Source organism: Caulobacter sp. CCH9-E1, assembly GCF_001556515.1.
In the GTDB taxonomy this organism is placed as follows: Bacteria; Pseudomonadota; Alphaproteobacteria; order Caulobacterales; family Caulobacteraceae; genus Caulobacter.
This window is the reverse complement of record NZ_LSJA01000109.1, coordinates 37,268-60,935: the sequence shown is the minus strand read 5'-3', so window position 1 is coordinate 60,935 and position 23,668 is coordinate 37,268. Positions and strand designations below refer to the sequence as shown.

The window sequence follows — 23,668 nt, the reverse complement described above, 5'->3', positions numbered from 1 at the left end:
TTCATCCATGCCGAAGTTCATGCCGCGCAACATCGTGCGCCTGGTGGCCGTCACCGTGGCTCTGGCCTTGGCAAGCGTCGCTCAGGCCGCGCCAGCTTGGCTGAAAGCCGAGACCCCGCGCTTCACCATCTACAGCATGGGGTCCGAAAGGGACCTGAGGAACTACGCCGAGCGCGTCGAGCTGATGGACGCCGTCTTCTGGGAAGTCTACGGCCTGCAGCGCCCGCCGCCCTCACCGCGCAAGCTGCCGATCTACCTGGTGGATAAACCCGCGACGCTGCGCCAGGTCGCCCCCTTCCTGAACGACAACGTCGTCGGCTTCTATTCCTCCGGAAGGGACGCGGTCTTCGCCATTGGTCTCGCGCAGGACGGCAACGACTATGTCCTGCTGCACGAATACGCTCACCACCTTATGCTGCAGAACTTCCCGTACGGTTATCCGGCGTGGCTGGTGGAAGGCTACGCCGAGTACTTCATGGGGACGACCATAGAGGACTCGTCGATCAAGGTCGGATTCGCGCCCAGGGGTCGATCCTATGAACTGAATAGTCAGCTTTGGTTCCCCTGGGAGACCATCCTGACCAAGCGGGTCAGCGACATTCCACCGGGCCGCGCGAGCCTGTTCTACGCACAGTCGTGGCTGCTAACCCACTACCTGATGAGCAATCCGGAACGGTCCAAGCAGTTGCAGGCCTATCTCACGGCCGTCGGCCAAGGGCAGGAGTCCGTGGCCGCGATGGAGGCCGCCACGGGCATGAAAACCGAGGCCTGGGACCGCCGCCTGCGCACCTACGGCGGCGGCCAGATGCCCTATATGCAGTTCAAGAAGAGCCAGTTCGAGAAGACGACGGCCGAGATTTCGCGACTGCCCGCCGGCGCCGCCGACCTATTGCTCGACGATCTCCATGTCCGATCCGAGGTCGCCGATGAGAAGAAGGCTCCGCTACTGGCCAGCATCAGGGAGAAAGCCGCCCGCTACCCGGACGACGCCTTTGCCCAACTTGCCCTCGCCAGAGCGGAAATCCGCATCGGCGACGCGGAAGCTGGGGGCTCGCGCCTGAAGACATATATGACCGCCCACCCCAACGACGTGGAGGCCCTCGCATTGGAGGCCGACCGTCTGATGGACCTGGGCGACAAGACCCCGGCGCGACAAGCCGAGCTCTACACGCAGGCGGGCAACATCCTGGTGGCGGCGTTCAGGCTCAATCCGTCGCGCTATCAGACGCTGGCGGCTTTCGCACGCAGCCGACGCGGGGAGGCAAACTATCCGTCGGATAATACGATGACGGCCTTGTTGACGGCGTTGAAGCTGGCCCCTCAGGTCAGCGAGAACCGTCTGCTGGCGGCCGAAGGCCTGATTAAACGATCCCGCCAGCGCGACGCGATCATGGTCCTGTCGCCTCTGGCGAACAGCCCGCACGAAGACGCGTTGAGCAAGAAGGCTCGCGAAATGATGGCTGAAGCGGTTAAGAGCGCGCCCAGCCCCTAGGCCGCGTGGCTCCTGCCCGCCCAGCGCGCCACCGCTTCCAGCAGCTTGGACGGGCTGATCGGCTTGCCCAGGTGGTCGTCCATGCCGGCCGCCAAACAGTTGGCGACCTGTTCAGGCAGGACATTGGCGGTCATGGCGATGATCGGCGTCGCCGCGCCCCGGGCGCCTTCCAGGGCGCGGATCTCGCGGGTGGCGGTGAGGCCGTCCTTGACCGGCATCTGGACGTCCATCAGCACCAGATCGAACTCGCCCTGACGCATCGCCTCGACGCCGGCGACGCCGTCGTTGGCGGTCTCCACGATCACTCCGAACGGCTCCAGCATCGCCTTGACCAGCTCTCGGTTCACGGCGTTGTCCTCGACCAGCAGCAGCCGTACGCTTGCCTCGGCGTTCAAGGGCTCGACCGCGTCGACCGGGGCCGAGGGCGCGTCAGCCAGCGGGCCGCGCACCTCGAACCAGAAGATGGAGCCCTCGCCCTCCACGCTGTCGACGCCGATCCGGCCGCCCATGTGCTCGATGATGCGGCGCGAGATCGCCAGGCCCAGCCCAGTGCCGCCGAACCGCCGCGAAACCGCCGCGTCGGCCTGGGAAAAGCGGTCGAAGATCGCCTCGCGGTTTTCGGGCGCGATCCCGATGCCAGTGTCGATGACCTCGGCGCGCAGCAAGGCTTGATCGCCCTCGACCACCTGGTGGAGCTTGACGGTGATCGCGCCCCGCGCGGTGAATTTCACCGCGTTGGACAGGAAGTTCAGCAGAACCTGCGACAAGCGCGAGCCGTCCAGGTTCATCGGCGCGATGGTCTCTCCAGCCTCGACGATGACGGCCAGGCCCTTGGCGTCCGCGCGTTCCTCGACCAGGGCCGCGCACGACGAGGCCATGGCGGCCGGATCGAACGGCGCGGGATCCAGCTCCAGGCCGGCGGCCTCCAGACGCGAGAAATCCAGCACGTCGTTGACGACGCTGAGCAGAGTGTTGCTGGCGTCGAGGATATGCCCGACCTGGCGCGCGGACGTCTCGTCCAGCCTTCCCGATCGTCGCAGCACCTCGGCGAACCCGATGATCGCCGTCAGGGGCGTGCGCAGCTCATGGGTCATGTTGGCCAGAAAGTCGGACTTGGCCGCGGAGGCCGCCTCGGCCAGTTCCAGCGCCTTGGCGATGTCCAGCTCAAGCCGCTTGCGCTCGGTGATGTCGCGGGAGGTGACGAGCAGGATGCCCGAGCCGTCGCCCAGCCGCGAATAGGAGCTTTCCAGCCAGATGATCGAGCCGTCCTTGCGGATGCACTCGTAGTCCAGGCTCGCGGGCGGACCGCCGGGCGAGAGGCTCATGATCACCTTTTCCGCCCGACGGAAATCGGGCTCGCTGACCATGGCGGTCGGCGGCAGGCTCAAGAACTCCTCGACGCCATAGCCTGTGATCCGTTCGATGCTGGGGGAGCTGTAGAGCCGTTCTCCCTTGCGGCTCCAGAGCGCCACGTGGTCGGTCAGGTTGTCGCCCAGCAGTCTGTATAGACGATCCGCCTCGCGGTATTTCGCCAGGGCCTCCTCGGCCTCCTCGATGGCCTTCTGCTTGCTCTCGAGACTGGCCGAAAGGGCGTGGTGCAGCTCATCCAGGCGCAGCCGCTGGCTGGTCAGCCATAAGGCCAGCGGAGTCGCGACAACCAAGGCGATGATGGCGGTCGCGAACGGCGTGAAGTCCGATGGGACGCCGCGGATCAAGACGTTGAGGATATAGTCCGCCGCCACGGCCGCGCCCACGATCAGGGCGACCGCTGGAACGGCCCGCAAAATCCGGTCCTTCAAGCCGACGATGTCGATCTTACGCCTCCCCGCACCTTGCCGACACGATGCTCCGTATAGGTTTAAGGAGAACCGACAATTTCCGCCAAGGGTCGTCGACTCGGTTCGGGTTCCAGGAAGACTAACGCCCGGAGGCCTTGGCCACCTCGTCCAGTCGCCGCTCCAGGGCGAGACTAGCCTGGACCACCGTCACCACGGAGCGCTTGAAGAAGTCCTGCGGGACGGTCGCGAAGTCGTCGGTCGGCTTGTGATACTCAGGGTGGTCCTCCACGCCGAAATAGAGCCAAGGCACGCCCTTCTCGCCGAAGGCGTAGTGATCGGACTGGTTGCTCCAGTTGTTCTCCTCGCCGCCCGCGTCGGTGTCATGGCCGAGTTTGAGGGTCACGGGCGCGGTCGTCGCCACCTTGACCAGGATCGGCTTCAGATAGGGGAACGGCGTGGTTCCAGCGACGTAGAGCTCGTTCTTCGGGTTCTTGCTGAGCATGTCGAAATTGACGGCCAGCGCGACGGCTTCCAGCGGGACCGGCGGCGCGGCCGCGAAGGCCCTGGCGCCGCGCAGGCCGCCCTCCTCGGCGTCGACGACGGCGAAGATCACGTCATGCTTGGGGGGCTTGGCCTTGAAGGCCTCGGCCACCGCCAGCAGGCCCGCCACGCCCGAGGCGTTGTCGTCGGCGCCGTTGTAGATTTCACCGTTCCGGACGCCCAGGTGATCGTAATGGGCGGAGACGACCATCGCCTTGCCGCCCTCGGTTCCCTTGATGCGCGCGATCATGTTCACGCCCTGAACGGCCGAACCATCGCGCTTGGCGAAGCTGAAGGGCTGCTCGAACCGCTCGCCGACGGGCGAGAGGCCGATCTGGGCGAAGCGGGACAGGATATAGGCCCGCGCCTTCTCCGAACCCGGCGTGCCCGGCGCGCGGCCTTGCATGTCGTCGGCCGACAAGATGCGGACATCGTCCAGCGCCTTGTCGCCAGGTCCGGCGAAGGCGGGGTGGGCGGCGCTGGCGGCCAGGGTGATGGCGAGCAGGACGGCGCGAGCGTGGGAAAGCTTGATCATGGCGCTTACTTGCCGTGCGCCGCACGGCGAATTCAATTAAATCCAACTCACGACAGGACGTCGTAGGGTTGTTCTTAAGACATCCTGCCCCAGTGAAGCTTTCGCAGACCGGAGTTTTCCGCCGTGCCCATGTCCCACGCCGAGCTCGAAGCCCGCCTGACCGCGGCCTTCCCCGATTCCGAGATCGTGCTGACCGATCTGGCTGGCGACAACGACCATTGGAAGGCGCGGATCGTCTCGCCGGCGTTCAAAGGCCTGCCGCGGGTGCGCCAGCATCAGCTGGTCAACAAGGCGCTGGCCGACGTGCTAGGCGGAACCTTGCACGCCCTGGCGCTCGAAACCGCCGCCCCCGCCGACTAGGTCGCTTCCGCGTGCGCTATCGTCCCTTGGACAAATCAGGCGTGGCGATCTCGGCGCTGACCCTGCGCCTGGGCGACACTGCGCGGGATGCTCGGGCGCTGGTGCTGAAGGCGCTGGAGCAAGGCATCAACAGCTTCCAAGTGGACGGCGCCTCTGACGCCCTGCGTCAAAGCGCTAGGGAGGCCTTCGCCTCGGTCGAGCGCGAGCGCCTGTTCATCACCTTGCGCATGCGCGGCGAACACCAGAGGGACTTGGCGTCGTCCTTCGAAGCGCTGGGCCTGGCCCGCGCGGACCTCGTCCTGATCAACGATCCGCAAGGCTCCACCCTGCCCGCGCCCCTCGAAGGCGATCTGCGCGGAATGAGCGGCAAGCCGGGCCTTGGCGTCGCGACGCGGGGCGATATCCATCCAGCCTTGCTCGACAACGACCTGCTGATCGCCATCGCCTCGCCCTTCAACCTGGCCTCGGGCCTGGCCGACCGTCAGCGCCTGCGCGAGGCCGAACGGCGAGGCCTGGCCGTCTTTGGCGAAGACTTCTGGCCGCAGACACTGCGCGACGCCGGCCAGACCTTGCCCCGGCCCTCGCTCTGGCGGCGCCGCACCGATCCCCTGGCCGGCATCGGGGGCTACGACTTCCTGCACGGGACTCCGGACTGGAGCGCCGAGGCTATTTGCCTGGCCTACGCCCTGACGGAGCCAGCGGTAACCTCGGTCTGCGTTTCGGTCGACGCTCCCGCCGACCTCCCGCGCCTGGCCGCCGTCGTCGATCGCGACCTGCCCGACAGCCTCCGCGCCCAGATCGAGCTGGCCCGGTTCTCGGCGCAGGAACGCGAGAAGGCCGCCAGTCGGGCTTGATCGTCGCACTTGACCCCACCCGCACGGGCGCCTAGCTGAGAGCCTTCGCCAAGGATCCTTCTCCATGACCGACGCTGCCGCCTCCCCCGCCATCGACTTCATCGCCAAGACCGTGGCCGAGAACCCGGTCGTGGTGTTCATGAAGGGCGTGCCCGATCAGCCGCGCTGCGGCTTCTCGTCGGTCGTCGTTCAGATCCTCGACCATCTGGGCGTCGAGTTCGCGGGCGTCGACGTCCTGCAGGACGATGAGCTGCGCCAGGGCATCAAGACCTTCACCGACTGGCCGACCATCCCGCAGCTCTACGTGAAGGGCGAGTTCGTCGGCGGCAGCGACATCGTCCGCGAGATGTTCCAGTCGGGCGAACTGAAGACCTTCCTGAGCGAACAGGGCGTCCTGGCCGCGTGAGCCCTCAGGCGAAGTGCATAGCGGTTCGCCGCTTGGGGGGCTCACCCTCTAAAAACAACGCGCGGCGACGCGCGTGAGCCGCCTGTTCGTCCCGCCCACGGACGCTTTCTCCCTGACCTTCCAGCCCCAGGCGTCGGACATCGACGCCAATGGCCACGTCAACAACGTGGTCTATCTCTCCTGGGCCCAGGACCTGGCCATCGCCCACTGGGAGGCCTGGGCCAGCGAAGAGCAGCGCGCGCCCTGGAGCTGGGTCGCGCGCCGCCACGAGATCGACTACCGCCGCGAGCTTCTCCTGGGCGAGACCGCCGTCGGCTACACTTGGGTCGGCGAGCTCAAGGGGCCGCGCTTCGAGCGCTATGTCCGCATCGACGGCCCCGACGGCGAGATGTGCGCCCAGAGCCGCACGGACTGGGTGCTGATCGACATCGCCGCCAAGCGTCCCGCGCGGGTGTTGCCCTGGATGGTCGAGCGGTTCACGCCGAAGGGCCGATGACCGGGTTCGCGATCACGATCCGCTCGCCGCGCTTCAGGCCCAGCTCCCCATAGCTGAAGGTCATGTCCGCCCAGCTCGTGGGGCCCTTGCAGGTCTCCAGCCGTCGACGGGCGAAGGCGACCACCGCCCGGCCGTCCTTGCGGTCCACCCGGAACACCATGTTGGCGCGGTCGGCGCAGCCCCGGCTCTCGATCCGGATCATCACCTCATGTCGGCCCAGGGCGACCGCCAGCAGCGGCTCAAGCTCAGGCCAGGTCTCGCCCGCGACCAGGCGAGGCGTCGTTGCGCAGCCGGCCAGCACAAAGCAAGCGCTCGCGAGCAAGAAACTCCTGCGTGAGCCTATGCTCGCCATCCGCTCCACACACCGTCAATCCTGATGACTCGGAGCATCCCCCAGGGCGAACGGGCTGACTACCCCCAGGGACCGGGCTCGCGACCGGGGCTGCGCGGGACCGACGGCGCGGCGGCCGCCATGGCCGCGACCGGGCGGCGGGCCTGACGCGAGACGCCCAGCTTCATCAGCGCCTCGACGCGGTTGTGGGTCGCCGGGTGGGTCGAGAACAGGTTGTCCGCGCCCTTCCCGGCCAGCGGGTTGATGATGAACATGTGGGCCGTGGCCGGATTGCGCTCGGCCTGGACGTTCTCGTAGCCGCCGCGCGCATAGGCTTCGATCTTCTCCAGCGCGCGGGCCAGGGAATCCGGGTCGCCGGCGATCTGGGCGCCAATGCGGTCGGCCTCGTATTCGCGCGAGCGGCTGATCGCCATCTGCACCAGCATGGCGGCGATCGGCGCCAGGATGGCGATGGCGATCGCGCCGATCATCCCGCCGATACCGCCCCCGTTGCCTTCCTCGTCGCGCGAACCGCCGAAGAAGAAGGCGAAGTTGGCCAGGGCCGAGATCGCGCCGGCGATCGTCGCGGTCACGGTCATGGTCAGGGTGTCGCGGTTCTTCACGTGAGCCAGCTCGTGGGCCATCACGCCCCGGATCTCATCGCGGGTCAGCAGCGACAGCAGGCCCGTGGTGGCGGCGACGGCCGCATGGGCCGGGTCGCGGCCGGTCGCGAAGGCGTTCGGCTGGACGCTGTCGATGATCGTGATGCGCGGGCGCGGCAGACCGGCCTTGGCGGCCATCTCGGCTACGTCGGCGGCGTAGTTGCGGATCAGCGGCTCGGGATGGCTGTCGTCGACCTCGACCGCGCCATAGGTGCGCAGCACGATCTTGTCGGCGTTCCAGTACGAGAAGGCGTTCATCGCCACGGCCAGGGCCAGGGCGATCGCCATGCCGGTCGGGCCGCCGATCAGGTAGCCGGCGCCGGCGAACAGGGCCGTCAGGCCCGCGAGCAGAATATAGGTCTTGAGGTGGTTCATCGGTCTGGCTGTCAGTCGAAGATGTCGAACAGGTCGAAGCGCTTTTTCTTCTTATAGCCGTAGGCCCCGCCGCGGTGGTCGTCCTCGTCGCGGCGGTAGCTGGACGGCCTGTGATCGTGGTGATGGTCGGGTCGGCTGTAGGGGCGCGGCTGGCCATAGACCGCCTGCGTCTCCTCGCGCTCTAGCGCCATCAGCTTCTCCAGCTCGCCGCGATCCAGCCACACGCCCCGGCAGCGCGCGCACATGTCGAACTCCACGCCAGCGCGTTGGACGCTCTGCATCGAGGCGTCGCAATTGGGGCACATCAGAAGCGGCATACGGAACCTCCGGTCCAAAAAGGTATGGATCGGGTGTTCCCGGCCTCGAACGGCGCCTTTTGGGGAGGGGGGCATAGGCGGCCGGACCCAAGACATCGAGAACACCCGATGCGGTCCGACATCACGAGCGCTTGCATCACTCGCCAGAGGGGCCCGGTCCCGCTGTCCTAGAGCTAGGCAGCCTTGAGATCGGCTGCAAGGGGCTGGAAACAAAAAAGGCCCCGGATCGCTCCGGGGCCTTTTCCGTATCGTTTCGGATCCGACGCTTACGAGGCGTAGAATTCGACGACGAGGTTCGGTTCCATCTTCACCGGATACGGAACTTCCGACAGTTCCGGAGCGCGGACGAAGGTGGCGGTCATCGACTTGGCTTCGACCGAGACGTACTCGCAGAAGTCACGTTCGTTCGAGGCCAGCGACTCCAGCACCAGGGCCATGTTGCGCGACTTTTCACGGACGGTGATCACGTCGCCGGCCTTGCAGCGGTACGACGGGATGTTGACGCGCTTGCCGTTGACCAGGACGTGGCCGTGGTTGACGAACTGGCGAGCCGCGAACGGGGTCGGCACGAACTTGGCGCGGTAGACGATGGCGTCCAGGCGCGATTCCAGCAGGCCGATCAGGTTCTCCGAGGTATTGCCCTTGCGACGGGCGGCTTCCTCGTAGGTGCGGGCGAACTGCTTTTCGGTCAGGTTACCGTAGTAACCCTTCAGCTTTTGCTTGGCGCGCAGCTGCAGACCGAAGTCCGAAACCTTGCTCTTGCGGCGCTGGCCATGTTGGCCGGGACCGTACGAGCGTTGGTTGACCGGGGACTTCGGACGGCCCCACAGGTTTTCACCCATGCGGCGGTCGATTTTGTACTTGGCGCTATGGCGCTTCGACATAGTCGTTCTTTCTAACGATCCGGGCCGGCTCCCCTCGAGAGAGGTGCGATTGCAACGGCGGCTTCGGGTCAATCCGTCATAAGGTCATCGCGCCGCGCGGCGAGCCGGCAGCGTGAAGGCGCGGTTTATGATCGAAGGCGGGCGGGGAGTCAATGTTCCGGCGGCGGCGCGGCGCCTTGCAACCGCTCACGTAAGGCTCGTGATCTCCGCTTGCGCCGACTTTCGCCCCGACGCCAAATTATCCAGAACGTCAGATAGCCGGCCAAAACGATGAAGGGGAGTAGCAGCATCGCCGGCTCGAACACCGCCTGCCGGTGAAATCGGACCGGGAACGGCAGGCCCAAGGCGTCCGCGAGCACCACCGCCCAACCGGCCAGGAAAATCAGCCCCGCCGAGCGCCATGGCGTCAGCGGGTTGACGACATCATCGCGGCGGTCGAGGCGCTCTTGGACCATGGCTCCAGCCTAGACCATGGCCCGAGCTCGTCAACTCAAGGTCGAACAAGCGGATTGCGCACCCGGATGCGGCCGCCCCGCTCCACGCCGAACGTCTCCAGCGGATAGCGCAGCTCGACGCCGTCGGCGATCAGGGCCCGGCACATGTCCGGGCGTTTGCGGGTGAAGGTAAAGGCGGTCAGGCCGTCACGACGCTGGCTCTCGACCGAGAAGTCGTCGGACCGCGTGCAGCCGTTGGACGAAACGCGGATAACGAGGTCGTCGCGCTCCACCCGAACCGCCTGCAGCGGCTCGAGACCGTCCGAAACGCCCCGGGTCACCGTGACGTCGTGGTGGCCCTCGTCAGCATCGATAATGACACACGCCGAGGTGCTCAGGCCCAGGGCGATCACGGCGGCGAGCGGTGCGAGTTTCATGGATTTCCCCTCCAGTCAGCTTGACCGTGAGAAGGCCTTTCACCGCCTGAACCCAGGATGAATTACGAAAGAGTCACGAGCCGCGCGGCGTGGACCCGAAAAGCCGCCCGGCCTAAACCTGCGTCATGACCCTCGAGCAGCTTCGCATCTTCGTCGCCGTGGCCGAGCGGCAGCATGTCACCCAGGCGGCGCGCGAGCTGAACCTCACCCAATCGGCGGTGTCGAGCGCGGTGGCGGCGCTGGAGAACCGGCACGGCGTCTCGCTGTTCGACCGGGTCGGACGCGCCATCGTTCTGAACCCCGCCGGCCAGGCCTTCCTGTCCGAGGCTAAGGCGGTGCTGGCGCGGGCGGAGGCCGCCGAAGCCGCGCTCACGAACCTGGGCGACCTCTCCCGCGGGCGACTGGCGATCCAGGCCAGCCAGACGATCGCCAGCTATTGGCTCCCAGCGCGCTTGGCCGCTTTCCGGCGCGCCTGGCCCGGCATCGTTCTGGACGTCACCATCGGCAACACCCGCCAGGTCGCCGAGGCCGTCGCCGAGGGCCTGGCGGAGCTCGGCTTCGTCGAGGGAGCGGTCGACAACCCCGCGTTGGAGGTGAGCGTCGTCGATCAGGATCAGCCAGTGATCCTCGTCTCGCCAGAGCACCCTTGGGCGACGTCAGCCCCTCGCGCCGCCGATCTCGCGGAGACCGAATGGGTGCTGCGCGAACCCGGCTCGGGGACCCGCGCCGCCTTCGACCTGCTCCTGGCGCGGACCGGCGTCGATCCGGCCGCGGCCCCCGTCGCCATAACCCTGCCCGATAACGAATCCGTGCGCGGCGCCATCGAGTCCGGCATGGGCGCCGGCGTCTTGTCCCGCAGCGTCGTGGCGGCCAGCCTCTCGACCGGAACGCTCGTCGAGGTTCCCTTCGACCTGCCGCCCCGCGCCTATTGGCTGGTGCGCCATAGGGACCGATGGCGCGGCAAGGCGGGCGAAGCGTTCATCGCCACGCTGAAAACGTTCGATTGCATCGAACGGAATGACAAAAATAACACGTTAGACTGAACGATTTCTGCGGCGCATGGAACGCTCGAAAGGATCGTTCCATGACCACATTGCGTCCGCTCCGCTTGAGCCTTCGACAGGATATCGTGCGCCAGTTCACGCCGAACTGGTTCGCGGTCACCATGGGCACCGGGGTCCTGGCCCTGGCCCTGGCCCAGACGCCGCTGCGTCCGCTCGGCCAGGCGCTCTGGCTGGTCAACATTCTGCTGTTCTGCGTGTTCAGTGGTCTCTACGCCGCGCGCTGGGCGCTGTTCCCGCGCGAGGCCCGGAGGATCTTCGAACACCCGGTGATGTCGATGTTCTTCGGCTGCGCCCCGATGGGGCTGGCGACGATCGTCAACGGCTTCCTGATCTTCGGTCCGGACCTGGTGGGCCCGCCCGCCATCGCGATCGCCGAGGCCCTCTGGCGTATCGACGTCCTGCTGGCGATCGGCTGCGGCCTGGCCATTCCATTGTTGATGTTCACGCGTCAGGATCACGGCATCGAGCGCATGACGGCCGTCTGGCTTCTGCCGATCGTGCCGTCCGAGGTGGCCGCGGCCAGCGGCGGCCTGCTGATCCCGCACCTCGTCGATCCGGCCGTCAGGCTGGACGTGCTGATCACCAGCTATGTTCTCTGGGCTCTCTCAGTTCCTTTGGCGCTCAGCATCCTGACCGTGCTGGTGCTGCGGATGGCGCTGCACAAGCTGCCGGAAGCCGGCATGGCCGCGACCAGCTGGCTGGCGCTTGGCCCGATCGGCACCGGCGCCCTGGCCCTGCTGGTCCTGGGCGAGGCCGCGCCGGCGGTTCTGGGCCAGAGTGGCCTTGCCGCCTATGCCGACGTCTTCCGCGGCGCCAGCCTGCTGGCCGGGCTTCTGCTGTGGGGTTACGGCCTGTGGTGGCTGATGATGGCGGCGTTGATCACGGTCCGCCAGCTGCGCGTCGGCCTGCCCTTCAATCTGGGTTGGTGGGGCTACACCTTCCCGTTGGGCGTCTTTACCCTGGCCACGCTGAAGCTGGCCCGCCTCTTGCCCATCCCCGCCCTGACGGCGGCGGGTCAGTCCCTGATCGCGATGCTGGCCGTCGTCTGGACCATTGTCGCCATACGCACGATCCGCGGCGCCTGGAGCGGCTCCCTATTCCACGCGCCCTGTCTGACCGCGGACAGGGCCGTCGCCGTCACTCGCGCCTAGAGCCGAGCGGCATGAAAGGCCAAGTGGTCTCCGATGAACGTCGTGATGAAAAAGTAGCTGTGGTCGTAACCTTCCTGGCGACGAACCGTGACCTTGCGGCCAGTCTTGGCGGCGGCGGCTTCGAGCAGCTCGGGCTTCAGCTGGTTTTCCAGGAAATTATCGGCCAGGCCCTGGTCGATCAGGATCTCGTCGAACTCAGAGCCCCTCCCGTCTTCGATCAGGGCGCAGGCGTCGTGGGGACGCCAGGCGGCGCGGTCGGGACCAAGATAGGCCGTCAGCGCCTTGTCGCCCCACGGACAGTTCAGCGGCGAGACGATCGGCGCGAAAGCGCTGACCGACTTGAAGAGCTCGGGATGCTTCAGCGCGATGGTCAGGGCGCCGTGGCCGCCCATCGAGTGGCCGAAGATCCCCTTGCGCGCGCCATTCAGCGGGAACGCGCCCTCGACCGCCGCCAAGAGGTCGCCGGTGACGTAGGAATGCATCATGAAGTGCGGCGCCCACGGGGCCTGGGTGGCGTCGACATAGAAGCCCGCGCCCTGCCCCAGGTCATAGGCCGGGTCATCGGCCACGCCTTCCCCGCGCGGCGAGGTGTCGGGAGCGACGATCGCGATCCCGTGTTTCGCGGCGTGTTCGTAGACGCCCGACTTCACCGTGAAATTGTCCTCGGTGCAGGTCAGCCCCGACAGCCAGACGAGATAGGGAAACGGCCCCTGCCCATCCGGCGTCCACACCGTGAACTTCATCGGCGTGCCGGTGCTGGTGCTGTCATGCTTGCAGTAGCGGAGGGTTCCGCCGTGCACGCGGTGGGTGCTCAAGACTTCTACGGTCATCACCAATCTCCTCCCCTCCCCCTTGCGGGGAGGGGCTGGGGTGGGGGTGTCAGCGCCGCCATCGCCGAGCCGACACCCCCAATCCGACCGCTTCGCGGCCACCTTTCCCCGCAAGGGGGAAAGGAACTGAGGGTCTAGAACGTCACCACGGTCCGGATGCTCTCGCCAGCGTGCATGAGATCAAACGCCTTGTTGATCTCTTCCAGCGGCAGAACGTGGGTGATCATCGGGTCGATCTGGATCTTCCCGTCCATGTACCAGTCGACGATCTTGGGCGTGTCGGTGCGGCCCCGCGCGCCGCCGAAGGCCGTGCCGCGCCAGACGCGGCCGGTGACCAGCTGGAACGGGCGGGTGGAGATTTCCTTGCCCGCCTCGGCCACGCCGATGATGATGCTCTCGCCCCAGCCGCGGTGACAGGCTTCCAGCGCCGTGCGCATGACGCCGGTGTTGCCGGTGGCGTCGAAGGTGTAGTCCGCGCCGCCGTCCGTCAGGGCGACTAGGTGCGCGACGAGATCGCCTTGCACGTCGTTCGGGTTGACGAAGTGGGTCATGCCGAACTTGCGGCCCCATTCCTCACGCGCCGGATTGAGATCGACGCCGACGATCATGTTGGCGCCGACCAGCTTCAGCCCCTGGATGACGTTCAGGCCGATGCCGCCCAGGCCGAAGACGATGCAGTTGGCGCCCGGCTCGACCTTGGCGGTGTTGGTCACCGCGCCGACGCCGGTCGTCACGCCGCAGCCGCAGTAGCAAGCGGTCTTGAACGGCGCGTCGCGGCGGATCTTGGCCACGGCGATCTCGGGCAGGACCGTGTAGTTCGAGAAGGTCGAGCAGCCCATGTAGTGGTAGATCGGCTGGCCCTTGTACGAGAAGCGGCTGGTGCCGTCGGGCATCAGGCCCTTGCCTTGGGTCGCGCGGATCGCCGTGCACAGGTTGGTCTTGCCCGACAGGCAGCTTTTGCACTGGCGGCACTCGGGCGTGTAGAGCGGGATCACGTGGTCGCCGACGGCCACGCTGGTCACGCCCGCGCCGACCTCGACCACCACGCCCGCGCCCTCGTGGCCCAGGATCGAGGGGAAGATGCCCTCGCTGTCAAAGCCGTCCAGCGTATAGGCGTCGGTGTGGCAGACGCCCGTCGCCTTGATCTCGATCATCACCTCGCCGGCCTTGGGCCCTTCGAGATCGACCTCGACGATCTCCAGCGGCTTCTTGGCTTCGAAGGCGACGGCGGCGCGGGTCTTCATCAATGGATCTCCTCAGGAACGAGTCGGCGCGACTTTGCCGCCGCGGGCCGTCCGGGTCGAGCCCCGATCAGGCCTTCACGACGGGCGGCAGGCGATAGCGGCCGTCCAGCAGCTCGGCGCGAGGCAGATAGACGCGAAGGTACATGGCGAACGGCCCGGTTTTCGGCGCGGGCAGCCAGTTGGCCGAGCGCTCGCCGCCAGGGTCGGTTCGGCCGATCCAGATGTCCAGGCCGCCATCCGCATTGCGCTTCAGGCCAGCCGTACGGTCGCCGATCGTGTAACGGTTCAGCGGATTGCCGGCGAAGAAGAACTGGCCGTCGGCCGTGGCCTCGTACATCGACAGCGACCAGAAGCCGTCCAGGGGCAGATGCGCCGGCAGGCTCAGACGATACAGGCCATCGCCCGTGAACAGACCCGCGCCGTCGTCTCCGGCCGCCTTCATGTACATCGCCTCGGCCACCGGCAGCGCGCCCAGGCCCTGCAGGGCGACGATGGCGCGATAGAGATAGTCCTGGCCGTAGTCGCCCAGGTTGGGGCGCGGATAGGCCCAGCCGGCGGTGAAGGTCTGCCGCTCCTTGGCGAACATCGTGATCAGCTTGGCCTCATCGACGCCCTCTGCGGCCGTGGCGGCGTCGAAGGATCCCGCGCCGAGGAAGGCGGCGGTGCGGCGCAGGATGCGGAGATCGGTCGGTGGGGCGGGATCGCTGCCCAACAAGGCGCGGGCGGCCGCGAAATAGGCGTCAGGCGCGGCGTCGCGCGTGGCGTAGTTAGGCGCGGGCGCGGTCGACGGCCCCTTCAGCAGGAAGCCATCCTGCGCCTTGTGCGCGGCGGCCAGGTCCTCGCCGCCATCCGTGACCACGCGCAGCAGCAGCCAGGCGTGCGGCGTGGCGATCCGGACGGGATTGGGCCCCGTCGAAGCCTGCCCCGGTCCAACCAGGGTGAAGGTTCCGCCCTCCCCGCCGATCGTGCGCGTCCCCAGCACCACGTTGTTGTTGGTGAACATGTCCATCACCGCGGCCGAGTAGTAGCGCTGGCCCATGGGCGGGATGGTCAGGGTCGCCGGGCCCTTCGTCAGGTCCAGGAAGGCGTAGGAATAGAGGGTGTCGTTGTTGGGCGTCGTCACGCGACGCGACGTATGGTCCGCCAGGGTGCGTGTGTGGTCCAACTTGTTGATCGCCGCGCCGGGCGTCTTGAGCAACCGCGCGCGCGTGGTCGCCATCTCGATCAGCGGCAGGGCGTAGAGATAGGCGTCGCGCGCCGCCGTCGCGTCCGTCCCTATCGCGTCCGGTGCGGCGGCGCGGGCTTGAACGCCCGGCGCTAAACTCAGCGCGCCGGCCATGGCCAACAGCTTCCGACGGTTCATGGCGCCCCTCCAAACACTTGTTCGGGAGAGTGAACGCGGGAAAGGCGAGCGGCGCAAGGCCGCTCGCCTCCCGTCTACCGCTCCCGGGGAGCCGCCGGGCGCGTATCAGGCGGCGTTGGCGTAGCGCGCGGCGTGCACCGCGGCTTCCAGCGTGATGATGGTGGCGTCGACCCGCTCGTGCGGATCCGAACCAACGACCTTCTTGGCCAGGCTTGGCGACAGCGCCTCGCGCAGATGGCCCAGCGCGCGCGGCGGCGCGACCAGGATGATCTGATCGAAGTGGTGCTTGGCGGAGAGGCCTTCCAGCCGCTTGGCCAGATCGGTCAGGAACGCCTTTTCGGCGCGGTCCCGAGCATCGCCCGAGTGGGTGATGTGGCTGGGGGCGGCGTGGTCGTGATGCTCCTTCACATCGGCCAGCCATTCGGGGCGGTCATGCAGCGGACCGTCGATACGCGGCTGTTCCAGAAGGCGGGCGCGACGACCGTCGGCCACGACAACGAGGGTGATGGCGTCTGGGTTCATGAACAGGCTCCTAGCTAACCAGTGACGCCAACTTGCGCCTCGTCGATCCGGCGGCGGATGATCCAGGTCAAATCCGCCGCCCCATCCTGTCCTTAAGGGCGCACTCGCTAAGGAGCCGGCTTCTTGGCCGCCTTCTCCGCCAGTTTCGCCAACACGCGGCCCCGTCCCTTGCTGAGCGCCGTGATCACGCCCCGGAAGGTGCGGACCTCCTGGTCGGTCAGGCGGGCGCGGGCCAGAGGGACGCGCAGGTTGCGGACCATCGACGGCTTCTTCTCCGGCGGATGGTAGAAGCCGGCCTTCTCCAGCTCGTCCTCGAGATGCTCATAGAGGCCCAGCATGGCGGCCTGGTCGGCGGGCTCCTCGACGTTCAGCTCGAACTTCTTCCAGGGCCGGTCGTCCTGGGTCATCTTCCATTCATAGGCGTTGATCGACACGGCCTGGGCCAGGTTCAGCGACCGGAAACGCTCGTCGATCGGGATCGAGACGATGGCCTGGCAAAGGGCGATGTCGTGGGTCTCCAGCCCGGCGCGCTCGCCGCCGAACAGCAGGCCGACCTGGCGGCCATGGGCGACTTCCTCGGCCAGATGAGCGGCGCTTTCGCGCGGCGTATAGACCGGAAGGCGCGTCTCGCGCGGGCGGGCCGTGGTGGCGTAGACCAGCTTCAGGTCGGCGATCGCCGCCTCCAGCGTGTCGAACACCTTGGCGTCGTCCAGCGGCCAGCTGGCGCCGGAGGCGCTGGCCCAGGCGCGCTCCTGCGGCCATCCGTCGCGCGGCCGCACCAAGCGCAGGTCGTAAAGGCCGAAATTGGCCATGACCCGCGCGACCGAGCCAATGTTCTCGGCCAGCTGGGGTTCGTTGAGGATCACGCAGGGCGGCGCGGGGCGCGCCGCGGCGGACGGATTTTCGTCGGTCATCCGCACCCTTTGCCGCCGACCGCGCGCCGGATGCAAGGGGTCTTGCAGCCGAACCGCCACGGCCGCGTTTAGCGCGGATGTCGCGCCGCGCCTTCCTGACCGCCCTCGCCGCCCTGCCCATCGTCGCCGCCTGTCGCGAGAAACCGATGCTGGGCCAGGAAAAGCCGGCCATGGATCCAAAGGGCCTTCAGAAGGCCATGGAGCCTGTCGCGGCGCGGGCCGCGCCCGCCCTTCTCGGCGTGGCCGCGGAGGATCTGGGCACGCGCCAGATCTGGGCCTTCAACGGCGATCAAGCTTTCGCGCTGGGCGCGGCGGCGCGCGTTCCGATCCTGGCCGCCGTGATGGCCGAGCGCGAAGCCGGCCGCCTGGACCCGAACGAAACGATCCAGGTGCGCGACGTCGACCTGTCGCCGCCGCCGAGCGCGATCGCCGACGCTTGGCCCGGCCGCGCGGCCTATGCCGTGACGGAACTGGAAGCCTTGGCCCGCGCTGGCGACAACACCGCGCTGGACCTGCTGGCGAAGCGGATTGGCGGCCCCGGGGCGGTGAACGGCTGGCTGGGCGTCAAGCAGCTGGGCGGGATTTCGGTCGATCTCTATCGCCGGCAAGCCGAGACTCAGGCCGTTGGACTGGCCTCGTTCCGCGCCGATTGGAGGGGGCGGGCGGCCTGGCGCCAGGCGCTGGCGAGCGTTCCGGCCGAAGCGCGCGTCGCGGCCGCCCGCCGACGCGTCGCCGATCCGCGCGATACGACGACGCCGGTCGGCATGGTTCGCCTGCTGGAAGCGTTCAACACACGCGAGGTCTTCGCGAGCGCCGATCCCCGCCCGCTGCTGGGAAATGATCCCGGCTACCTGGCCGCCGCCCTGCCGAAAGACGCCAAGATCTGGCAGGCCGCCGGCTCGGCGCGGCGGGATCTTGGCCTTACGCCGGAGAGCCACGCCGTCGCCCTGATCGAGCTGAAGGATGGCCGCCGCGTCGCGCTCGCGGTCTTCCTGTCCGGCTCGACCGCTGACGCCGCGACGCGCGAGGCGCTCGTCGCCGAGGCGGGCCGGACAGTGCTGAAGTCCTTCTAGCCTCTCCGCGCGAGCGCCAGCGCCTCGACCAGCTGCACCGGATGGAGGGGCTTGGCCAGATGCAGGTCGGCGCCGGCGGCCTGGGCGGCGGCGATATGCTCCTCCATGGCGTTGGCGGTCAGCATGATGACCAGCATCGGCCGCGCGCCGACGGCGGCTTCGCGGGCGCGGATGGCGCGGGTGGCCGACAGGCCGTCCATCACCGGCATCTGCATGTCCATCAGCACCGCGTCGAACGCCTTCTCGTCCAGCGCGGCGAGCGCCGCCTCGCCGTCGGAGACCAGGGTCAGGTCTACGCCGAAGGGCTGCAGCACGATCTCGACGACCTTGCGATTGGTCGGGTGGTCCTCCGCGACCAACACGCGCAGCCCTTCCAGCGAGACCGTTTCGCCGGCCTCCTCCTCGGTCTCCGTCGGAAGCGCCTCGCAGCGCGTCAGCGGCAGGACGACCTCGAAGCGCGCCCCCGCCCCCGGCTCGCCGTCGGCGCTGATCCGTCCGCCCATCTTCTCGGTCAGAGCGGCGCAGATCGACAGGCCAAGGCCCGTGCCGCCGTACTGGCGGGTGATCGACTGGTCGGCCTGGACGAAGCGCTTGAACAGACGCGCGCGCACCGCCGCGTCGAAGCCGACACCGGTGTCTCGGACAACGAAACGCACGCCGCCCTCCACTTGATCGACGTCCAGCGCCACCTCGCCCGCGTCGGTGAATTTGACGGCGTTGGCCAGCAGGTTCGAGAGGATCTGGCTGATGCGCCCCGCATCGCCCTCGTAGGTTCCGGCCGTGTCGGGCGCGACGGACCAACGGAAGGTCAGGGCCTTGGCCTGGGCGGCGGCGGCGTGCAGCTCGGCCATGCCCCGGACCAGGCGCGTCAGGTCGAACGGCTCGGGCGTCAGCTGGAACTCGCCGGCCTCGATCTTCGAGACATCCAGGATGTCGCTGAGCACCTGCTCCAGCAACCGCCCGGAAGACGAGACCAGCGCCGCCAACTCCCGGCGAACGCTTGAATCCTGCTCCTCGGCCAGGCGGTCGCCGATGGCGATGACGCCGTTCAGCGGCGTGCGCAGCTCATGGCTCATATTGGCCAGGAAGACCGACTTGGCCTGGTTGGCGCGCTCCAGCTCGGCCGTGCGCTCGGCGACCCGCTCCTCGAGCGACCTCAGAAGCTCCTCGTTGCGCTCCCGCTGCCCGCGCAGCGAGCGGGCCAGAGCGCCGATCTCGTCCTCGCGCGCCTCGATCGGCGCAGCCGCCTCCGGCTCGCCCAGCCGCTGGGCCTTGGCTAGGTCATGCAACGGCGCGACCACCATCTGGTCGGTCAGGCGATAAAGCAGCAGGATCTGCGCCAGCACGCCCAGGAAGCCGAACAACAGCACCCAGGAGGCGGTCTTCAGCGACGACCAGACGAGATCCCCCGACGGGAAGGTCATCAGGAACCACCAGCCTGGCTCGACCATGCGGCCATAAGCCACCAGCCGGTCGCCTCGCGGCGACAGCACCGCGCCCACATTGCGGTTCTGCGCCCGGATCGTCTGGACCAGGCGCTTGAGATCGCTGTCCGCCTCGAAGCGGCGCAGGGAGAACGCGTCGACCGCGCCCTTGCGGGAAAGCTCCTGGGCGGTGATCAGCTGGCCATTATCGGCGACGATCATGTTGCGACCGCCCGGCAGAGCGTCGCCGACCGCCCGCAGCAGGTATGAGTCCAGCGAGATGCTCGCCCCGAAGGCGCCGACGAACCGGTTTTTCAGATAGAAGGGCGTCAGGCAGGCGACCGTCAGCCGGCGCCCCGTCGGGTCGGAGATCAGCCGCCGCAGCTTGGTGCACTTCATCGTCCGTTCGGGATTGTTCTCCGGCAGGGTCAGGAGGGTCATTTCCTCGCCGGCGACGCTGAGGTCCGGCGGCGCGTCCCGCCGGTAGAACCGCAGCTTGTCGGCCCGATGCGGCCCGAACATCACAAGACGCGAGTCCGGCGTGAAGAAGTAGAAGTTGTCGTAGTGGCGCAGCTGCGCCTCCCCCGTCGCGGCCACCACGTCGAGGGCGGAGACGAACAGCGCCTTATCGGCCGCCGTCAGGGCGGCGGCGTTGGGCAGGTACGCCCCTATGCCATAGATGTACCGCTCGCCGATCCGCGCCCCGTCGAACAGGCCGGGCGCCGAGCGTCGGGTGCCGTCGCCATGGTCAGGGAACAGCGCGTTGAACCTGGCCAGGTCTTGCGCAGGGTCGTCTTTCTCCAGGCGGCGCGTCAGCGCCTTAGCCGCGGCGTCGTGAACCTTCACCAGGTCGGAGAACAGCCGATCCTCGGTCTTGACCCGTTCGCCGACATAGGCGGCCAGATGGCGGGTCTGGGTGTCGGCGGCGCTTTCGCGCACAAAGAAGAAGGCTGCTGCGGTCGCGACTCCCGTCACCGCGATCGACAGCATGGCGACCATGGTCAGCAGACGACGCGCCAGGGGCCGCGTGACCTGAGCATTCGTGGCTGGATTGCCGTTCACCGCGCCCCCGCGCCGGTCGCTTCTGCGGACCGGCTTCACTATGGAATTTTAACCGCTCGCCCTAAAACGCTCTCGCACTCGATTTCCGTCCCGCGCCCCCGCCGACGGAAACTCCAAAACAACGAACTCCAGGATCGAACTTGAGCCTGCTCTTAAACCGATCCGCTTTTCCCTCGCCACGCAACAGTCTATAGCCACCCGGTCCGCGCCGCGTCCTGGCCCTGTGCGCCAGGCCGCTCCGGGCGCGCCACCGCCAGAGGAACTGCCCCGCTATGGCCAAGATCAAAGTCGCCAACCCCGTCGTCGACATGGACGGGGACGAAATGACCCGGATCATCTGGAAGCTCATCAAGGATAAGCTGATCTTCCCGTACCTGGACCTGGAACTGGATTACTACGACCTTTCGGTTGAAAATCGCGACGCCACCGACGACCAGGTGACGATCGACGCGGCCAACGCCACCAAGAAGCATGGCGTCGCCGTCAAGTGCGCCACCATCACGCCGGACGAAGCCCGCGTGAAGGAATTCAATCTCAAGAAGATGTGGAAGTCGCCGAATGGCACGATCCGCAACATCCTGGGCGGCGTGATCTTCCGCGAACCGATCATCTGCCAGAACGTGCCGCGCCTGGTGCCGGGCTGGACCCAGCCGATCATCGTCGGCCGTCACGCGTTCGGCGACCAATACCGCGCCACCGACTTCCTGTTCCCCGGCAAGGGCACGCTGACGATCAAGTTCGTCGGCGAGGACGGCCAGACCATCGAGCACGAAGTGTACAAGGCCCCCGGCTCGGGCGTCGCCATGGCGATGTACAATCTCGACGAGTCGATCCGCGAGTTCGCTCACGCCTCGTTCGCGTACGGCCTGAACCGCAAGTATCCGGTCTACCTGTCGACCAAGAACACGATCCTGAAAGCCTATGACGGTCGCTTCAAGGACATCTTCCAGGAAGTCTACGACGCGCACTACGCCGAGCAGTTCAAGGCCCTGGGCATCCACTACGAGCACCGCCTGATCGACGACATGGTCGCCTCGGCGCTGAAGTGGTCGGGCGGCTATGTCTGGGCCTGTAAGAACTACGACGGCGACGTGCAGTCGGACATCGTCGCCCAGGGCTTCGGCTCGCTGGGCCTGATGACCTCGGTGCTGATGACGCCGGACGGCAAGACGGTGGAAGCCGAGGCCGCCCACGGCACCGTCACCCGTCACTACCGCCAGCATCAGAAGGGCGAAAGCACCTCGACCAACTCGATCGCCTCGATCTTCGCCTGGACGCGTGGCCTGGCCCACCGCGCCAAGCTGGACGATAACAAGGCCCTGGCCGACTTCGCCGCCACGCTCGAGCGCGTCTGCATCGAGACCGTCGAGAGCGGCTACATGACCAAGGACCTGGCCCTGCTGGTCGGTGACAAGCAAGGCTGGCTGACCACCGAAGGCTTCCTCGACAAGATCGACGAGAACCTGAAGAAGGCCATGGCCGCGTAAGGCCTTAGACAAACGATAAGACAAGAGCGCCCCCGAGCTCCTCGGGGGCGTTTTTCGTTGTGGACGGCCAGCGGCGAAGGCTGGTCTAAGCGCTCGTGACCTTCCGGAGGCCTCATGACCCTGCAGAAGCGGATCTGGGATCTGATCGTGCTGGCGATCTTCATGTTCGCCGCCGCGTTCGTCTCCGCGCCCTGGTTCGCATTCCGGGCGCTGAAGGCGGCCGCGCAATACGAGGATGTGCAGGCGATCAGCGAGCTGGTCGACTTCCCCGCCGTCCGAAGCGGCCTCACGGCCCAGCTCGTCGTCGACGCGCCGGCGGCCAAGCCGGAAGCCCCTTCGATCTGGCGCGACCCGATGGGGGTCTTCAAGAAGGCCGTGGAGCCGGTCGCGCCGCCCGAGCCCAAGGTGGATCGCTATCTGACGGTGTCGGGCTTCAACGCCCTGACGCGCGGCTACGCCCCAGGCGTCCCGCCGCTCGAGCCTTCCTCCGGCGACGCGCTCAAGCAGGCCATCAAGGGCCCTCACCCGACGATCGCCTATTGGGACCCGAACCGCGTCCGCATCGTGGTCAAGCGGCCCGGCGCGCACGGCAAGGCGACCGTCTTCACCTTCGAGCGCCGGGCGCTGTTCACCTGGCGGCTGGTCCATATCCGCCTGCCGGCCGACGAGCGACAGGCCTGAGGTTCCGATCTTGATCGCTATCGTCGCCGACGTTCTCGCCCGGGTCTGGCCGTTCTTCCTGTTGGTCGGAGCCGGACTGGTCCTGACCCGCCTGCGCCTCCTGGACGGCGCACAGGCGCGCGGGCTGTCGAGCTATGTCTACTGGATCGGCTTCCCGGCCCTGCTGATCCACTCGCTATCGCGTATGGGCCGTCCAGGGCCCGAGCTGACGGCGGGCCTGGCGGCCTACGCGACGGCAGGCCTCGCCGTCATGACCGCGGTCGTCATCCTGGGCCGAGTGTTGGGCTGGACCAAGGCCGAACAGTCCGGCGCGGGGATCGCCAGCGGCGTCGGCAACAGCGCCTTCCTGGCCCTGCCCATCACCGCCGCCGTCATGGGCGCGGAGACCGCGCGCGTCGTGGCGGGCGTGGTCGCGATCGACTTCGTGATCCTGTCCGCCGCCGGGGTCGGCCTCCTCAGTTGGGCGGCGGGACGGTCGGTGTGGCGGTCAATCGCTCAGGCGTTCCGTAATCCCATCGTGGCCGCCGCCGTACTCGGCGTGGCGCTGGCTCTGTCAGACCTAGGTCTGCCCGCCCCGCTGGATCGCGCGATCGGCATGGCCGCCCTTTCAGGCAGTCCCGTGGGCCTCGTGGCTCTCGGCGCCGCCTTGGGCCTTCACGACGTCGATGGCGAGCCCACCCCTGACTTGCGCCCGATCCTGACGAGCGCCTTGGCCAAGCTTGCGATCTTTCCGCTGCTGGTCTGGCTCGCTGTCGGCCTGACCCCCGCGCCTGAGGCGTTTCGAGCTGGAGCGACGCTTCTGGCCGCCGCGCCGACCGCGGTGAACGTCTTCATACAGACCCGAACCTATGGCGTCTGGCCAAGAGGCGCGGCGCGGACCGTGGCCGTCACGACGGCGCTTTCGGCGATCACCTTGGCCCTGGCCGCCTTGCTGGTCGCCCCGCGCAGCTGA

25 protein-coding genes are annotated in these 23,668 nt (G+C 67.5%); 11 read left to right on the top strand and 14 right to left on the bottom strand.

Annotated elements, in window-relative coordinates; translation table 11 throughout:
• Positions 1 to 7: 7 nt before the first annotated feature.
• Positions 8 to 1,492, top strand: a complete 1,485-nt coding sequence (locus AX690_RS07125; RefSeq protein WP_066685797.1) for a lipopolysaccharide assembly protein LapB — start codon at positions 8 to 10, stop codon at positions 1,490 to 1,492.
• On the opposite strand, the gene AX690_RS07120 is transcribed toward AX690_RS07125, so the two are convergent.
• Together AX690_RS07120 and AX690_RS07115 are read right to left on the bottom strand one after the other, a co-directional pair.
• Positions 1,489 to 3,276, bottom strand: coding sequence for an ATP-binding protein (locus AX690_RS07120; protein WP_369798183.1), 1,788 nt, complete (start codon positions 3,274 to 3,276; stop codon positions 1,489 to 1,491). The two genes, AX690_RS07125 and AX690_RS07120, sit on opposite strands and share 4 nt — an antisense overlap.
• Positions 3,277 to 3,409: 133 nt before the next feature.
• Positions 3,410 to 4,345, bottom strand: a complete 936-nt coding sequence (locus tag AX690_RS07115; RefSeq protein ID WP_066685793.1) for a M20/M25/M40 family metallo-hydrolase — start codon at positions 4,343 to 4,345, stop codon at positions 3,410 to 3,412.
• 123 nt (positions 4,346 to 4,468) lie between these two features.
• Here AX690_RS07115 and AX690_RS07110 point away from each other — a divergent pair, with 123 nt between their 5' ends.
• From AX690_RS07110 to AX690_RS07095, 4 genes are all read left to right on the top strand, one after another.
• Positions 4,469 to 4,705, top strand: a complete 237-nt coding sequence (locus AX690_RS07110) for a BolA/IbaG family iron-sulfur metabolism protein (RefSeq protein WP_066685791.1) — start codon at positions 4,469 to 4,471, stop codon at positions 4,703 to 4,705.
• A 41-nt stretch (positions 4,706 to 4,746) separates the two neighbouring features.
• On the top strand, positions 4,747 to 5,559 hold the full coding sequence (locus tag AX690_RS07105; RefSeq protein ID WP_369798182.1) for a hypothetical protein: 813 nt from the start codon (positions 4,747 to 4,749) through the stop codon (positions 5,557 to 5,559).
• 64 nt (positions 5,560 to 5,623) lie between these two features.
• The gene (gene grxD, locus AX690_RS07100) at positions 5,624 to 5,965 is read left to right on the top strand and encodes a Grx4 family monothiol glutaredoxin (protein WP_066685787.1); all 342 of its coding nucleotides are present in this window, start codon (positions 5,624 to 5,626) and stop codon (positions 5,963 to 5,965) included.
• Between the two features lie 73 nt (positions 5,966 to 6,038).
• A complete protein-coding gene (locus AX690_RS07095; RefSeq protein WP_066685785.1) occupies positions 6,039 to 6,461 on the top strand; it encodes a thioesterase family protein in 423 nt (140 codons plus the stop codon).
• On the opposite strand, the gene AX690_RS07090 is transcribed toward AX690_RS07095, so the two are convergent.
• The 6 genes from AX690_RS07090 to AX690_RS07065 all read right to left on the bottom strand — a co-directional run bounded on the left by AX690_RS07090 (position 6,442) and on the right by AX690_RS07065 (position 9,901).
• Complete coding sequence (locus tag AX690_RS07090; protein WP_082769543.1) at positions 6,442 to 6,783, bottom strand: hypothetical protein; 342 nt, start codon at positions 6,781 to 6,783, stop codon at positions 6,442 to 6,444. The two genes, AX690_RS07095 and AX690_RS07090, sit on opposite strands and share 20 nt — an antisense overlap.
• Positions 6,784 to 6,872: 89 nt before the next feature.
• Positions 6,873 to 7,829, bottom strand: a complete 957-nt coding sequence (htpX, locus tag AX690_RS07085; RefSeq protein ID WP_066685782.1) for a zinc metalloprotease HtpX — start codon at positions 7,827 to 7,829, stop codon at positions 6,873 to 6,875.
• An 11-nt stretch (positions 7,830 to 7,840) separates the two neighbouring features.
• Complete coding sequence (locus AX690_RS07080) at positions 7,841 to 8,146, bottom strand: zf-TFIIB domain-containing protein (protein ID WP_066685781.1); 306 nt, start codon at positions 8,144 to 8,146, stop codon at positions 7,841 to 7,843.
• Positions 8,147 to 8,412: 266 nt separating this feature from the next.
• Positions 8,413 to 9,030 (bottom strand): 30S ribosomal protein S4, encoded by a 618-nt coding sequence (rpsD, locus tag AX690_RS07075; RefSeq protein ID WP_066685780.1) that lies wholly within the window; start codon positions 9,028 to 9,030, stop codon positions 8,413 to 8,415.
• A gap of 149 nt (positions 9,031 to 9,179) precedes the next feature.
• Positions 9,180 to 9,485, bottom strand: a complete 306-nt coding sequence (locus AX690_RS07070) for a hypothetical protein (protein ID WP_066685778.1) — start codon at positions 9,483 to 9,485, stop codon at positions 9,180 to 9,182.
• A gap of 35 nt (positions 9,486 to 9,520) precedes the next feature.
• Complete coding sequence (locus tag AX690_RS07065; RefSeq protein WP_066685776.1) at positions 9,521 to 9,901, bottom strand: hypothetical protein; 381 nt, start codon at positions 9,899 to 9,901, stop codon at positions 9,521 to 9,523.
• A 125-nt stretch (positions 9,902 to 10,026) separates the two neighbouring features.
• Between AX690_RS07065 and AX690_RS07060 the strand changes: the two genes are divergently transcribed.
• Positions 10,027 to 10,944 (top strand): LysR family transcriptional regulator, encoded by a 918-nt coding sequence (locus tag AX690_RS07060; RefSeq protein WP_066685774.1) that lies wholly within the window; start codon positions 10,027 to 10,029, stop codon positions 10,942 to 10,944.
• A 41-nt stretch (positions 10,945 to 10,985) separates the two neighbouring features.
• On the top strand, positions 10,986 to 12,116 hold the full coding sequence (locus AX690_RS07055) for a TDT family transporter (RefSeq protein ID WP_066685772.1): 1,131 nt from the start codon (positions 10,986 to 10,988) through the stop codon (positions 12,114 to 12,116).
• Here the strand turns inward: AX690_RS07055 and fghA are convergent.
• The 5 genes from fghA to AX690_RS07030 form a co-directional block, all read right to left on the bottom strand.
• Positions 12,113 to 12,946, bottom strand: a complete 834-nt coding sequence (fghA, locus tag AX690_RS07050; RefSeq protein ID WP_066685771.1) for an S-formylglutathione hydrolase — start codon at positions 12,944 to 12,946, stop codon at positions 12,113 to 12,115. The two genes, AX690_RS07055 and fghA, sit on opposite strands and share 4 nt — an antisense overlap.
• A 134-nt stretch (positions 12,947 to 13,080) precedes the next feature.
• A complete protein-coding gene (locus tag AX690_RS07045) occupies positions 13,081 to 14,190 on the bottom strand; it encodes an S-(hydroxymethyl)glutathione dehydrogenase/class III alcohol dehydrogenase (protein ID WP_066685770.1) in 1,110 nt (369 codons plus the stop codon).
• A 67-nt stretch (positions 14,191 to 14,257) separates the two neighbouring features.
• Positions 14,258 to 15,553, bottom strand: a complete 1,296-nt coding sequence (locus tag AX690_RS07040; protein WP_066685769.1) for a DUF1254 domain-containing protein — start codon at positions 15,551 to 15,553, stop codon at positions 14,258 to 14,260.
• A 105-nt stretch (positions 15,554 to 15,658) separates the two neighbouring features.
• The gene (locus tag AX690_RS07035) at positions 15,659 to 16,075 is read right to left on the bottom strand and encodes a host attachment protein (protein ID WP_066685768.1); all 417 of its coding nucleotides are present in this window, start codon (positions 16,073 to 16,075) and stop codon (positions 15,659 to 15,661) included.
• Positions 16,076 to 16,182: 107 nt separating this feature from the next.
• A complete protein-coding gene (locus tag AX690_RS07030) occupies positions 16,183 to 16,989 on the bottom strand; it encodes an RNA methyltransferase (protein WP_066685766.1) in 807 nt (268 codons plus the stop codon).
• Positions 16,990 to 17,066: 77 nt separating this feature from the next.
• Here AX690_RS07030 and AX690_RS07025 point away from each other — a divergent pair, with 77 nt between their 5' ends.
• On the top strand, positions 17,067 to 18,062 hold the full coding sequence (locus AX690_RS07025; RefSeq protein ID WP_066685763.1) for a serine hydrolase: 996 nt from the start codon (positions 17,067 to 17,069) through the stop codon (positions 18,060 to 18,062).
• Here the strand turns inward: AX690_RS07025 and AX690_RS07020 are convergent.
• Positions 18,059 to 20,485 (bottom strand): ATP-binding protein, encoded by a 2,427-nt coding sequence (locus AX690_RS07020; protein ID WP_082769546.1) that lies wholly within the window; start codon positions 20,483 to 20,485, stop codon positions 18,059 to 18,061. The genes AX690_RS07025 and AX690_RS07020 overlap by 4 nt on opposite strands.
• A gap of 335 nt (positions 20,486 to 20,820) precedes the next feature.
• On the opposite strand from AX690_RS07020, the gene AX690_RS07015 reads away from it, so the two are divergent.
• The 3 genes from AX690_RS07015 (at position 20,821) to AX690_RS07005 (ending at position 23,668) form a co-directional block, all read left to right on the top strand.
• Positions 20,821 to 22,035 carry an NADP-dependent isocitrate dehydrogenase gene (locus tag AX690_RS07015; protein ID WP_066685757.1) on the top strand — a complete coding sequence of 405 codons (1,215 nt, stop codon included), beginning with the start codon at positions 20,821 to 20,823 and terminating at the stop codon, positions 22,033 to 22,035.
• A gap of 114 nt (positions 22,036 to 22,149) precedes the next feature.
• Complete coding sequence (locus AX690_RS07010) at positions 22,150 to 22,716, top strand: DUF2939 domain-containing protein (protein WP_066685753.1); 567 nt, start codon at positions 22,150 to 22,152, stop codon at positions 22,714 to 22,716.
• A 10-nt stretch (positions 22,717 to 22,726) separates the two neighbouring features.
• Complete coding sequence (locus AX690_RS07005) at positions 22,727 to 23,668, top strand: AEC family transporter (RefSeq protein WP_066685747.1); 942 nt, start codon at positions 22,727 to 22,729, stop codon at positions 23,666 to 23,668.

Coding starts and splice junctions, on each gene's coding strand:
- htpX (WP_066685782.1), bottom strand. CDS start 7,829: ATGAACCACCTCAAGACCTATATTCTGCTCGCGGGCCTGACGGCCCTG.
- AX690_RS07025 (WP_066685763.1), top strand. CDS start 17,067: ATGTCGCGCCGCGCCTTCCTGACCGCCCTCGCCGCCCTGCCCATCGTC.
- AX690_RS07115 (WP_066685793.1), bottom strand. CDS start 4,345: ATGATCAAGCTTTCCCACGCTCGCGCCGTCCTGCTCGCCATCACCCTG.
- AX690_RS07055 (WP_066685772.1), top strand. CDS start 10,986: ATGACCACATTGCGTCCGCTCCGCTTGAGCCTTCGACAGGATATCGTG.
- AX690_RS07015 (WP_066685757.1), top strand. CDS start 20,821: ATGGCCAAGATCAAAGTCGCCAACCCCGTCGTCGACATGGACGGGGAC.
- AX690_RS07065 (WP_066685776.1), bottom strand. CDS start 9,901: ATGAAACTCGCACCGCTCGCCGCCGTGATCGCCCTGGGCCTGAGCACC.
- AX690_RS07060 (WP_066685774.1), top strand. CDS start 10,027: ATGACCCTCGAGCAGCTTCGCATCTTCGTCGCCGTGGCCGAGCGGCAG.
- AX690_RS07070 (WP_066685778.1), bottom strand. CDS start 9,485: ATGGTCCAAGAGCGCCTCGACCGCCGCGATGATGTCGTCAACCCGCTG.
- AX690_RS07030 (WP_066685766.1), bottom strand. CDS start 16,989: ATGACCGACGAAAATCCGTCCGCCGCGGCGCGCCCCGCGCCGCCCTGC.
- rpsD (WP_066685780.1), bottom strand. CDS start 9,030: ATGTCGAAGCGCCATAGCGCCAAGTACAAAATCGACCGCCGCATGGGT.
- AX690_RS07045 (WP_066685770.1), bottom strand. CDS start 14,190: ATGAAGACCCGCGCCGCCGTCGCCTTCGAAGCCAAGAAGCCGCTGGAG.
- grxD (WP_066685787.1), top strand. CDS start 5,624: ATGACCGACGCTGCCGCCTCCCCCGCCATCGACTTCATCGCCAAGACC.
- AX690_RS07035 (WP_066685768.1), bottom strand. CDS start 16,075: ATGAACCCAGACGCCATCACCCTCGTTGTCGTGGCCGACGGTCGTCGC.
- AX690_RS07080 (WP_066685781.1), bottom strand. CDS start 8,146: ATGCCGCTTCTGATGTGCCCCAATTGCGACGCCTCGATGCAGAGCGTC.
- AX690_RS07040 (WP_066685769.1), bottom strand. CDS start 15,553: ATGAACCGTCGGAAGCTGTTGGCCATGGCCGGCGCGCTGAGTTTAGCG.
- AX690_RS07020 (WP_082769546.1), bottom strand. CDS start 20,485: ATGGTCGCCATGCTGTCGATCGCGGTGACGGGAGTCGCGACCGCAGCA.
- fghA (WP_066685771.1), bottom strand. CDS start 12,946: ATGACCGTAGAAGTCTTGAGCACCCACCGCGTGCACGGCGGAACCCTC.
- AX690_RS07125 (WP_066685797.1), top strand. CDS start 8: ATGCCGAAGTTCATGCCGCGCAACATCGTGCGCCTGGTGGCCGTCACC.
- AX690_RS07010 (WP_066685753.1), top strand. CDS start 22,150: ATGACCCTGCAGAAGCGGATCTGGGATCTGATCGTGCTGGCGATCTTC.